This is a genomic window from Gammaproteobacteria bacterium, from assembly GCA_028817225.1.
Classification (GTDB): domain Bacteria; phylum Pseudomonadota; class Gammaproteobacteria; order Poriferisulfidales; family Oxydemutatoraceae; genus Oxydemutator.
In genome coordinates this window covers 1-11,239 of sequence record JAPPQC010000004.1, presented here as the reverse complement: position 1 = coordinate 11,239, position 11,239 = coordinate 1, and the positions used below count along the sequence as shown (strand labels likewise).

Below are 11,239 nucleotides of genomic sequence, written 5' to 3'. Positions count from 1 at the left end.
TCGGCGCCTGCCTCATCGAGAAACATTTCACGCTGAGCCGCGACGACGGCGGCCCCGACGACAGTTTCTCGCTGGAGCCGGACGCCCTGAAACAATTGTGCCGCGATGTCAAAACCGCGTGGGCGTCCGCCGGCAGAATCCGCCGCGAACCGAAAGCCGCCGAAAAACAGGCCATCCGGTTCCGCCGCTCGCTGTATGTCGTGCAAGACATGCGCGCCGGCGACGCCTTCACCGCCGACAATGTCCGCAGCATCCGCCCCGGCTTCGGCATGGCGCCGAAACACCTCGACGAGGTGCTCGGCAAGACCGCCGCCCGCGACATCACCCGCGGCACGCCGCTGTCGCCGAACCTGATCCGCTCCTGAACGCCACCCGCGACATCGCCTGCGGCACACCGCTGTTGCCGGACCGAATCCATTCCTGAACGCCGCCCGTGACATCACCCGCGACGCGCCGCTGTCGCCGGACATCACCCGTTTCTGAACGCCGCCGTGATCATGCCGCCGCGCGCTTTCCGGCGTCTGTCATGAAACTGACACATTCGGCGTTTACCTTGCCGCCTGCCAACCCGCGCATCCGTCATGAACCTGTTCCAGATTACGCTGCTGATACTCGCAGCCTCCGGCATCGCCTACCTGCTCGCCGCAAAGCGCGCCACCCGCTTCACCGGCCCGTCCGGCGCGTGCAAGTCGCGCCCGGTTCATTACGGATGGTACGCGGCGCTGTGGTGCGCGATACCGGCGCTGCTGGCGGTCGCGCTGTGGTTCGCGCTGGAGCCGCGCCTGCCAAACGCCGTGCGCAACCCGTTTGAACCCGGCGGCCACTTCGGCCTGGTCACACTGCTCGCGCTGACAATCGCCGCCGCCGCGGCCCGCGTGCGGCGGCGCCTGCAACCCGGCCACAACGCGCGCAAAAGCGTCGAGCGCTTCCTCGGCAACCTGCTGCTGGTTTGCTCGAGCATCGCCGTCTTCACAACCGTCGGCATCGTGCTGTCGGTGCTGTTCGAGGCGCTGCAATTCTTCCGGCTGGTGCCGGTCGGCGATTTTCTGCTGGGCCTTGAATGGAGCCCGCAAACGGCCATCCGCGAAGACCAGGTCGGCTCGTCCGGCGCCTTCGGCGCGGTGCCGCTGTTTGCCGGCACGCTGCTGATTTCGGCGGTCGCGATGACGATGGGCGCGCCGCTCGGCCTGATGTCGGCGATCTTTCTGGGCGAATACGCGGCGCCGCGCCTGCGCGCCGTCGCCAAGCCGATGCTCGAGATTCTGGCCGGCATCCCGACCGTCGTCTATGGCTTCTTCGCGGTGCTGTGGGTGGCGCCGGCCATCCGCGACGCGACGCTGTCGCTCGGCCTCGATGCATCGTCGGAAAGCGCGCTGGCCGCCGGCGCGGTCATGGGCATCATGCTGATTCCGTTCATCTGCTCGCTGTCCGACGATGTCATCGTCGCCGTTCCGGGCAACCTGCGCGACGGCTCCTACGCGCTCGGCGCGACACGCTCGGAAACGGTGCGCAAGGTGGTGCTGCCGGCGGCGCTGCCCGGCATCATCGGCGGGCTGCTGCTGGCCATCTCGCGCGCCATCGGCGAGACGATGATTGTCGTCATGGCCGCCGGCCTCGCCGCGCGCCTGACCGCCAACCCGCTTGAATCGGTCACCACGGTGACCGTGCAAATCGTCTCACTGCTGACCGGCGACCAGGAATTCGACAGCCCGAAGACGCTGGCCGCGTTCGCGCTCGGACTGACGCTGTTCGCCGTCACGCTGGCCCTGAACATCATCGCGCTGCACATCGTGCGCCGCTACCGCGAGCAATATGAATAGTCCGAACAACGGCCCGGACAGCGGCCCGAACAACGGCGCGTACAACGCCGCGACGACGCTGCAGAAAGTCCGCGGCGGCCTGGCGCGGCGCTACCGCGCCGAAAGGCGCTTCCGCGCGGCGGGCCTCGCGTCCATCCTCGCCGGCCTGGCGTTTGTCGTGCTGCTGTTCGGCGCCATCCTCTCCGCCGGCGCCGGCGCCTTCACCCAGACCTCGTTCACGCTTGATGTTCATCTCGACGAGAATGCCTTCGCCGGGCGCGGCGCCTCGCCGCAGGCGCTGCAAGACGCGCTCGACCAGGCCGACTACCGCGGCCTGCTGAACCGCTCGCTGTACGCGCTGTTTCCCGACGCCCGCTCGCGGCGCGACAAAAAAGCCCTGCGCGCCCTCGTCAGTTCCGGCGCCGCGTTCGATCTGCGCGCGCAAGTCGCCGCCGACCCCTCCGTCATCGGCACCACCGTCCGCTTCCGCGCGCTGGCCGACGACGAGGCCGACCTCTTCTACAAGGGAAAGGTTGACCGCACTCTCGCCGAAGACCGGCGCCGCCTCAACGACCGGCAAATCGCGCGCCTCGACCGACTGGCCGCGGACGGGCGCGTCGAGCGGCATTTCAACCGCACGCTGTTCACGCGCGGCGATTCAAGGGAGCCGGAGCGGGCCGGCCTGCTCGGCGCGCTGACCGGCTCGTTCTTCGCGCTGCTGGTCGCCTTTCTGCTGTCGTTCCCGATCGGCATCGCCACCGCCGTCTATCTCGAGGAGTTCGCGCCGCGCAACCGCCTGACCGACTTCATCGAGGTCAACATCAACAACCTGGCGGCGGTGCCGTCCATTATTTTCGGGCTGCTGGGCCTCGCGGTGTTCCTGAATTTCTTCGGCCTGCCGCGCTCGTCGTCGCTGGTCGGCGGCATCGTGCTGGCGCTGATGACGCTGCCGACCATCATCATCGCCGGGCGCGCCGCGCTGAAGGCGGTGCCGCCGTCCATCCGCGAAGCCGCGCTGGCGATGGGCGCGTCGCCGATGCAGACCGCCCTGCACCACACGCTGCCGCTGGCGATGCCCGGCGTGCTGACCGGCACCGTCATCGGCATGGCGCAGGCGCTCGGCGAGAGCGCGCCGCTGCTGATGATCGGCATGGTCGCGTTCATCGTTGATGTGCCGCAGAACTTCACCGACCCGGCGACCGCGCTGCCGGTGCAGGTCTATCTGTGGGCCAACCAGGCCGAGCGCGCCTTCACCGAACTCGCCGCCGCCGCGACGCTGGTGCTGCTGCTGTTCCTGATTGCGATGAACCTGGGCGCGGTTCTTCTCAGGAAGAAATTCGAGAGGCGCTGGTAGCGTGAAACCGGCGAACAACAACCAGCCCGCGCTGCAAGACACCGCCGTGCCGGAAGACTTCGAGACCGTCGGCGCCGCCACCGTCGCGCAGCCGCACATGAGCGCGCGCGGCATTGATGTCCATTACGGCGACAAGCACGCCATCAGGAATGTCAGCCTCGACATCGCCCGAAACGAGGTCATCGCGATGATCGGCCCGTCGGGCTGCGGCAAATCCACTTTCCTGCGCTGCCTGAACCGCATGAACGACACGATAGACAACTGCCGCGTCAGCGGCTCCGTGACGCTCGACGGCGAGAACATCTACGACAGGAAAATGGATGTCGTCGAACTGCGCGCCCGCGTCGGCATGGTGTTCCAGAAACCCAACCCGTTCCCGAAATCCATCTACGACAATGTCGCCTACGGGCCGCGCATCCACGGCCTCGCCGCCAACCGCCGCGAACTCGACGAAATCGTCCACACCAGCCTTGAGAAGGCCGGCCTGCTGCACGAGGTCATGGACCGCCTCGACCACCCCGGCACCGGCCTGTCCGGCGGCCAGCAGCAGCGGCTGTGCATCGCGCGCGCCATCGCCGTCAACCCGGAAGTCATCCTGATGGACGAGCCGTGCTCGGCGCTCGACCCCATCGCCACCGCCAGAATCGAGGAACTGATAGACGAACTGCGCCGCAACTACGCCATCTCCATCGTCACGCACTCAATGCAGCAGGCGGCGCGCGTGTCGCAGCGAACCGCCTATTTCCACCTCGGCAACCTGATCGAGGTCGGCGAGACGCAGGCCATCTTCACCAACCCGAAGCACACGCTGACCGAGCAGTACATCACCGGCCGCTTCGGCTGATTCAGGCGCGCGGCGCGGCCACGCGCGACGCCGGAAAACGGCAGCAGAACACGCTGCCCCTGCCGGGCGCGCTTTGCACCTCGAGTTCGGCGTCGTGGTGGTTCAGCACATGCTTGACGATGGCAAGCCCGAGGCCGGTGCCGCCGGTCGTGCGCGAGCGGTCCTTGTCCACCCGGTAAAAACGCTCGGTCAGGCGCGGCAGATGGTACGACTCGATGCCGACGCCCTCGTCGGCGACGCAGAAACTCGCGCCCGATTCGTCGCCGCGCCAGCGCAGCGTGATGGTGCCGCCGTCCGGCGAATAGCGGACGGCGTTGCTGACGAGGTTGAAAAACGCGCTGTGCAGCCGCGCGCGGCTGCCCAACAGGCCGGGGTCGCCGATGTCGGCGACGATGCGGCAGCGCCCGGACGGGTCGAGTTCGCGCACCTCGTCGCGGATGGCGCCGACCAGTTCGGCGACGCTGACGACATCGGCGGGCTGCTCGCCGGGCGGCGCCACCTCGAGTTCGCTCAACTCGAGCAGGTCGTTGACAATCTGCTGCATGCGCGCGCTCTGCCGGCGCATGTTCGTCAGCGCCGCGTCAAGGCGGCGGTCGTCGCCGCGCCCGCCAATCTCGTCGAGCAGGTCGAGGTAGCCGACAATGACCGTCAGCGGCGAACGCAGTTCGTGCGACACATTGCCGATCAAATCGCGGTTCATCGTCTCGAGTTTCTGCAGGCGCGACAGGTCGTCCACCAGAATCAGCCGCCGCCCGCGCCCGCCGGGCAGCACGCAGACGCCGACGGCGGGCGCGGCGGGCGAGTGCGTCTCCACCGTCCGCCCGAAACGGCTGCCGGCGAAACAGCGGACGAAATCGGGGTTGCGTATCAGGTGGACGATGTCGGCGCCGCGGTCCTGTTCCGCCTTCAGGCCGAGCAGCGCGGCGGCGGCGCGGTTGAACCAGACGATGTCGCCGTTGTCGCGGGTCACGACGAGGCCGCGCCCGCCTTCGGCCTTCTCCAGGTGCGATGAATCAAACGCGGCGTCCTCTTCGCCGCCGCCGCGCGACCATTCGGCGGCGGCGGTCTTTCGCATCTGCCGGTGCAGGCGGTGCAGGCGGCTCAGCAGCGCCGCGACATAGACCAGCAGCGCAAGCAACAGCGACAGCGCGACCTCGTCATAGGCGAGGCCGAACAGCAGCCCCGCCGCCGCGAACAGCGGCAGCGTCAGCAGGCTGTTGCGCAGGAAGTCCTGCATGTCCGCGTTATTCGGGGGGCCGGAAACAATAGCCGACGCCGCGCACGGTGGCGACGGCCTCGCGGAATCCGTGCGGCGCCAGCGTCTTGCGCAGCCTGCGGACATAGACATCCACGGTGCGCTCCTCGACGAAGCGGTTCAGGCCCCAGACGCCGTCGAGGATGCGCCGGCGCGCGAACACCTGTCCGGGCCGGGCCGCCAGAAAATGCAGCAACTGGAATTCGGTCGGGCCGACGGCGACCGCCTTGCCGCCAATCTCAAGGCGGTGCTCCGCCGGGTCCAGCACCATCGCGCCGACGGTGATTTTCTCCAGCCCCTTGTGCGGTTTCGTGCGCCGCAGCAGCGCCCGGATGCGGGCGCTCAACTCGCGCCTGAAAAACGGCTTCGTCACATAGTCGTCGGCGCCCGCCGACAGGCCGGCGACCCGCTGCTGTTCGTCGGTCTTGGCCGTCACCATGATGATCGGCAAATCGCGCGTCACCGGGTTGGCGCGGATGTTGCGCACCAGGTCAATGCCGCTCATGCCGGGCATCATCCAGTCCACCAGCACGATGTCGGGAACCTGCCGGTGCAGATGGTCGAGCGCCTGGCCGGCGTTGAGCGCCTGGCTGACCCGGTAGCCTTCGTCGCCGAGCATGAAGTACAGCATCTCGCAAATCGTCGGCTCGTCGTCCACCACCAGGATATTGGCGGCGCTCACGACGGCGGCCCGCGGCGGCGCGCCCGCGCGCTACGAGGCATTGGCGGCGCGGCCCAGCACCAGCGAGAAATAGCCGTCGCCGGACACATAATGGCGGTCGCTCGCAAAGCCGCTTTCCCGCAGCAGCGAGGCCAGGCAGTCGTCGGTGAACTTGCGGCTGATCTCGGTGCAGATGGATTCGCCGGCGTCCAGTTCAAGGCTGCGGTCGAGGTCGCCGAAATACACCTGCTGGCGCGCGCACGAAACCAGGTGCATTTCCACCTGCCGGCGCCATTCGTTGAAAAATGCGTGGTGCTCGAAGTTGCCCGGCTCGAAATCCGCCGACAGCCCCTCGTTCAGCACCTTCAGCACATTCAGGTTGAAGCGCGCCGTCAGGCCGGCGGCGTCGTCGTAGGCCGCGTTCAGCACCGACGCCTCCTTGACGCGGTCGGCGCCCAGCAGCAGCCGGTCGCCGTCGGCCAGCAGCGAACGCACATCGGTCAGAAACCGGACCGCGTCGGCGGGGTTGAAATTGCCGATGGTGCTGCCCATGAACACGCCGAGGCGCCGCCCCGCGCTGAGCCGGATGTTGCCGAGGCCGGCGTTGTAGTCGCCGACCAGCCCGTTCACCCGCAGCCACGGATAGTCGCCCGCCAGCCGCCGTCCGGCGTCTTCGACGACTTCGCGGCAGATGTCCATCGGCCAGTAGGTGCAATGCAGGCCGAGCCGCTCGCAGGCGTCCAGCAGGAAGCAACTCTTGCGCGACACGCCGCTGCCGAACTCGATGATGTGGTCGGGGCGCACGCGCGCGACGACCTCGTCGGCGCATTCCCGCAACAGGGCGCTTTCGGCGCGCGTCAGGTAGTACTCGTCGGTGTCGCAGATCTGGTCGAACAGGTGCGAACCGGCGGGGTCGTAGAAATACTTCGGCGGCAGTGTCCGCGGCTTGCTGAAAAGGCCGTCAATGACGTCCTCCTGCAGCGAGCGCACTGACAGGCACGGCTCGACCTCAATACACGGGGGGCACTCAATCTCTGCGGCGGCTGGCTTCTTCATCCTTGCTGGCTCAACTGCAATCCGTAGGCGCGCATTATAGCATGGCCGGACGGCGCGGCATCCGGCGCGCCATCACGCGCGCCGCGCAAGCGTTCGCGCCGGTTCGCGCCCGTTCACGCCGGTTTACAGAAGGGCCGCGGTTCATTGTAAAATCGCCGGATGTGCCGTCTCGCCGCCTACATCGGACAGCCGCTGTCGCTGAAGGATTTTCTGCTCGAACCCGAGCACAGCCTCTACCGCCAGTCGTGGCAGCCGCAGGAACTCACCTACGCCAAACTCAACGCCGACGGTTTCGGCTTCGGCTGGTATCTCACTGGCGGGCGGCCCGCGGTCTATCGCAACCCCGGCCCAATCTGGGCCGACGCCAATCTCGGCGGCCTCGCCGAATCGCTGCGCCGCGACCTGTGGCTGGCGATGGTGCGAAGCGCCACGCCCGGCTACGCCAACGGCCTGCACAACACGCAGCCGTTTCACGACGAGTCGCTGCTGTTTCTGCACAACGGCTTTATTGACAACTTCCGCGGCGACCTTCGCAAGGCGCTGCTGGCGGCGCTCGACGACGACATCGAGGCGGCGGTGCGCGGCCTGACCGACTCCGAATACCTGTTCGCGCTGCTGCGCCAGATGCTGCGCGACCATGGGGGCGGCGTCGGCGGCGCGCTGCGGCGCACCATCGCCTGGGTCGGCGAGCGCATCGGCGCGCGCTGCGCGATGCTGAACCTGATGGTCGGCGACGGCGACACGCTCTACGCGGTGCGCTGCGCGTTCAACGAAACCGCGCCGTCGCTGTACTGGCTGTGCGACGGCGCGCGGCGCTTCATCGCGTCGGAACGCCTGACGCCGGCGAACAGCGGCTGGGACGCGGTGCCCGAACACCACCTGCTGGTCGTCGCCCGCGCCGGCGAACCGTCGCTGTCGGCCCTGTGAGCGACGCCGCCCTGATCGCCCGCCTGCAACAACTCCAGCGCACCGTGCTGGCGCTGGCGGCGCCGCTCAGCGACGCCGAATGCCGCAGGCAATACCATCCCGACCTGAGCCCGCTCGGCTGGCATGTCGGCCACACGATTTTCACCGAGGATTTGTGGCTGCGCGCGCAGGCGCCGGACGCCGCGGAACATGACCTTTACCAGCCGCAAAACAGCGTCAAGGCCGGGCGCGGGCGGCGCCTGCCGCCGCAGGCGGCGCTGCTCGACGAGACGCGCAGGCGCCAGCGCGCCAACATCCGCCTGCTGCAAGCGCCGCCCCGGGCGCTCACGGGCCACCGACTGATGCGCGGCGACTACCTGCTGAAATTCCTCGTGCAGCACCACGCGCAGCACATCGAGACGATGCGCATGGTGCTGGCGCAAAGACAACTCGCGCTCGGCGCAAAACACGAACACAACGGCGGCGGCCTCGCGCAAGGCGCCCCGGTGCGGCGGCGCAGCGCGCGCGTCGAGACCGGCGAATACGACATCGGCGGGCGCGACAACTGGTCGTTCGACAACGAACTGCCGAGGCACCGCCGCCGGATGAAGGGCTTTTCCATCCGCCGCGCCGCCGTCACCAACGCCGAGTATCTCGGCTTTATCGAAAGCGGCGGCTACCGCGACGACGCGCACTGGGACGCGGCGGGGCTGCGCTGGCGGCGCGCGGCGGCGTGCGCCGCGCCCGACGGCTGGCTGCGCGGGCGCGACGGCTGGTTCGAGGCGACCTGCGACGGCGTGCGCCCGCTGGCGCCCGGCGCGCCGGTGCGCGGCCTCAGCCATTTCGAGGCGCGCGCCTTCAGCCGCTACGCCGGCGCGCGGCTGCCGTGCGAATACGAATGGGAAACCGCGTGCGCGCAAGGCTGCTTCGACGACGGCGGGCAGGCGTGGGAATGGTGCGCGAACGCCTTTCACCCGTACGACGGCTTCCGGGCCTTCCCCTACGGCGAATACTCGGCGCCGTGGTTCGACGGCGCGCATTACACGCTGCGCGGCGCCAGCGCGTTCAGCGAGGCGGACTGCCGGCGCCCCAGTTTCAGAAACTTTCACACGCCCGGCAAGCGCCACATCTTCGCCGGCCTGCGCCTCGCGTTTGATTGAACAGTGATAGAATGCCCGTCGCATGAACCCGTTTCGCATGAAAACGTTTGCATGAACCCCTTGCATAAACCCGTCTGCATGAACCCGCTTGCATGAACAAGGGCCGCCGCTATTCCTCCGCCGTTGTTGACGGCATTGAACGCGCGCCGAGCCGCGCGATGCTGCGCGCCGTCGGCTTCACCGGCGCCGACTTCAAGAAGCCGCAAATCGGCGTCGCCTCGACCTGGAGCGAGGTCACGCCGTGCAACATGCACATTGACCAACTCGCCGAACGCGCCGCGCGCGCGGTGGACCGCGCCGGCGGCAAGGCCGTCGTGTTCAACACCATCACCGTCTCGGACGGCATCTCAATGGGCACCGAGGGCATGAAATACTCGCTGGTGTCGCGCGAGATCATCGCCGACTCCATCGAGGCGGTCACCGCCTGCGAGGGCTTCGACGGCCTCGTCGCCATCGGCGGCTGCGACAAGAACATGCCGGGCTGCATGATGGCGTTCGCGCGCCTCGACCGCCCGGCGGTGTTCATCTACGGCGGCACGATACTGCCCGGGCGCGCCGCCGGCAAGAAAGCCGACATCGTCACCGTGTTCGAGGCGGTCGGCGCCAGGAGCAAGGGCGAGATGGGCGCGCGCGAGTTCAACGAAATCGAGGCGTGCGCGATTCCGGGCGCCGGCTCGTGCGGCGGCATGTACACCGCCAACACGATGGCGTCGGCGATCGAGGCGATGGGCATGAGCCCGCCCGGCAGTTCGGCGCAAAACGCGGTGTCGCGCAACAAGATGCGCGACTGCGCCGAGGCCGGGCGGCTGGTCGTCAACCTCGTCAAAAAACAGATACTGCCGCGCGACATCATGACCCGCAAGGCGTTTGAAAACGCAATCACGGTGGTGACCGCGCTCGGCGGCTCGACCAACGCGGTGCTGCACCTGCTGGCGATGGCGCATTCGTGCGGCGTCGCGCTGAAACTCGACGACTTCACGCGCATCGGCAAGCGCGTGCCGGTGCTGGCCGACCTGAAACCGAGCGGGCGTTACCTGATGTCGGAACTGGTGCGTGTCGGCGGCATCCGACCGCTGATGAAACAACTGCTCGACCGCGGCCTGCTGCACGGCGACTGCCTGACCGTCACCGGGCGCACGCTGGAGCGCGACCTTGCGAAAACGCCGCCCTATCCCGCCGGGCAGCGCATCATCCGGCCCTTCGACGACCCCATCAAGGCCGACGGCCACCTCGTCATCCTGCGCGGCAACCTGGCGCCGCACGGGGCCGTCGCCAAGATCACCGGCAAGGAAGGGCTGCATTTCACCGGCAAGGCGCGGGTGTTCGCGTCCGAGGAGGCGGCGATGAAGCGCATCCTCGACGGCGCCGTCAGGAAGGGCGATGTCATCGTCATCCGCTACGAAGGCCCGCAGGGCGGCCCCGGCATGCGCGAGATGCTGGCGCCGACCTCGGCGGTGATGGGCAAGGGGCTTGGAAGCGATGTCGCGCTGATTACCGACGGGCGTTTTTCCGGCGGCAGCCACGGCTTTGTCGTCGGCCACATCACGCCGGAAGCCGCCGTCGGCGGGCCGCTCGCCGCCGTGCGCAACAACGACCGCATCACGATTGATGCGGCGCGGCGCGAGATCAACCTGGAATTGCCGGCGGCGGAAATCAAACGCCGCCTGAAGCAATGGAAGGCGCCGCGCCCGCGCTACCGCCACGGCGTGCTCGCCAAATACGCGCGGCTGGTGCGCTCCGCCTCCGACGGCGCCGTGACCGACTGACGCCCCCGATGGAAATGTTCTGGACCTGCCGGCACACATGGGGGGCGAGCGCCTACAACACGATGTGGTGCCTGATTGGCTGCGCCATCGGCGACCTCGGCACCATCGCCTTCTTCCAGTTCGCCGGCATCGCGTGGCCGGTGCTGGCCATCATGGCGCTGGCGATGGTCAACGGCCTGGCGACCAGCGTGCTGCTGGAAACGGCGATTCTGATTCACCGGCATTTCCCGCCGCGCGAAGCGCTGAGAACCGCGCTCGGCATGAGTTTCATCTCGATGCTGGCGATGGAGACGGCGATGAACGCCACCGACTGGGCGGTCACCGGCGGCGCCATCCTGACGCCGACCGCAGTCGCGCTGGCGCTGGCCGCCGGCTTCGTGACACCGTGGCCGTACAACTACTGGCGGCTGAAAAAATACGGCAAGGCGTGCCACTGAG

At 68.2% G+C, this 11,239-nt stretch carries 11 protein-coding genes; 8 read left to right on the top strand and 3 right to left on the bottom strand.

What is annotated here, in order from left to right:
- From OXU50_00190 to pstB, 4 genes are all read left to right on the top strand, one after another.
- On the top strand, positions 1-365 hold a 365-nt coding region (locus tag OXU50_00190), incomplete at its 5' end, for an N-acetylneuraminate synthase family protein (GenBank protein ID MDD9868309.1).
- Between the two features lie 216 nt (positions 366-581).
- A complete protein-coding gene (pstC, locus tag OXU50_00185) occupies positions 582-1,820 on the top strand; it encodes a phosphate ABC transporter permease subunit PstC (GenBank protein ID MDD9868308.1) in 1,239 nt (412 codons plus the stop codon).
- Complete coding sequence (pstA, locus tag OXU50_00180) at positions 1,813-3,153, top strand: phosphate ABC transporter permease PstA (GenBank protein MDD9868307.1); 1,341 nt, start codon at positions 1,813-1,815, stop codon at positions 3,151-3,153. Before pstC ends, pstA begins: the two co-directional genes overlap by 8 nt.
- A 1-nt stretch (position 3,154) precedes the next feature.
- Positions 3,155-3,997 carry a phosphate ABC transporter ATP-binding protein PstB gene (pstB, locus tag OXU50_00175; GenBank protein MDD9868306.1) on the top strand — a complete coding sequence of 281 codons (843 nt, stop codon included), beginning with the start codon at positions 3,155-3,157 and terminating at the stop codon, positions 3,995-3,997.
- Between the two features lies 1 nt (position 3,998).
- Here pstB and phoR read toward each other — a convergent pair whose 3' ends face one another.
- The 3 genes from phoR to egtD are packed head-to-tail and all read right to left on the bottom strand — an operon-like array spanning position 3,999 to position 6,969.
- Positions 3,999-5,234 carry a phosphate regulon sensor histidine kinase PhoR gene (gene phoR, locus OXU50_00170; GenBank protein MDD9868305.1) on the bottom strand — a complete coding sequence of 412 codons (1,236 nt, stop codon included), beginning with the start codon at positions 5,232-5,234 and terminating at the stop codon, positions 3,999-4,001.
- Positions 5,235-5,241: 7 nt separating this feature from the next.
- Complete coding sequence (locus tag OXU50_00165; protein ID MDD9868304.1) at positions 5,242-5,934, bottom strand: response regulator; 693 nt, start codon at positions 5,932-5,934, stop codon at positions 5,242-5,244.
- Positions 5,935-5,964: 30 nt separating this feature from the next.
- Positions 5,965-6,969, bottom strand: a complete 1,005-nt coding sequence (gene egtD / locus OXU50_00160; GenBank protein ID MDD9868303.1) for an L-histidine N(alpha)-methyltransferase — start codon at positions 6,967-6,969, stop codon at positions 5,965-5,967.
- Positions 6,970-7,128: 159 nt separating this feature from the next.
- Here egtD and egtC point away from each other — a divergent pair, with 159 nt between their 5' ends.
- The 4 genes from egtC to OXU50_00140 all read left to right on the top strand — a co-directional run bounded on the left by egtC (position 7,129) and on the right by OXU50_00140 (position 11,238).
- Positions 7,129-7,896 carry an ergothioneine biosynthesis protein EgtC gene (gene egtC, locus OXU50_00155; GenBank protein ID MDD9868302.1) on the top strand — a complete coding sequence of 256 codons (768 nt, stop codon included), beginning with the start codon at positions 7,129-7,131 and terminating at the stop codon, positions 7,894-7,896.
- A complete protein-coding gene (locus tag OXU50_00150) occupies positions 7,893-9,035 on the top strand; it encodes an SUMF1/EgtB/PvdO family nonheme iron enzyme (GenBank protein ID MDD9868301.1) in 1,143 nt (380 codons plus the stop codon). Before egtC ends, OXU50_00150 begins: the two co-directional genes overlap by 4 nt.
- A 92-nt stretch (positions 9,036-9,127) precedes the next feature.
- A complete protein-coding gene (ilvD, locus tag OXU50_00145; protein ID MDD9868300.1) occupies positions 9,128-10,801 on the top strand; it encodes a dihydroxy-acid dehydratase in 1,674 nt (557 codons plus the stop codon).
- An 8-nt stretch (positions 10,802-10,809) separates the two neighbouring features.
- Positions 10,810-11,238 carry a DUF4396 domain-containing protein gene (locus OXU50_00140; protein ID MDD9868299.1) on the top strand — a complete coding sequence of 143 codons (429 nt, stop codon included), beginning with the start codon at positions 10,810-10,812 and terminating at the stop codon, positions 11,236-11,238.
- The last annotated feature ends 1 nt before the right edge of the window (position 11,239 follow it).

Bases quoted from the DNA above. Each gene is read 5' to 3' on its own strand.
- OXU50_00140 (MDD9868299.1), top strand. From the start codon at position 10,810: ATGGAAATGTTCTGGACCTGCCGGCACACATGGGGGGCGAGCGCCTAC.
- egtD (MDD9868303.1), bottom strand. From the start codon at position 6,969: ATGAAGAAGCCAGCCGCCGCAGAGATTGAGTGCCCCCCGTGTATTGAG.
- phoR (MDD9868305.1), bottom strand. From the start codon at position 5,234: ATGCAGGACTTCCTGCGCAACAGCCTGCTGACGCTGCCGCTGTTCGCG.
- pstC (MDD9868308.1), top strand. From the start codon at position 582: ATGAACCTGTTCCAGATTACGCTGCTGATACTCGCAGCCTCCGGCATC.
- egtC (MDD9868302.1), top strand. From the start codon at position 7,129: ATGTGCCGTCTCGCCGCCTACATCGGACAGCCGCTGTCGCTGAAGGAT.
- ilvD (MDD9868300.1), top strand. From the start codon at position 9,128: ATGAACAAGGGCCGCCGCTATTCCTCCGCCGTTGTTGACGGCATTGAA.
- pstA (MDD9868307.1), top strand. From the start codon at position 1,813: ATGAATAGTCCGAACAACGGCCCGGACAGCGGCCCGAACAACGGCGCG.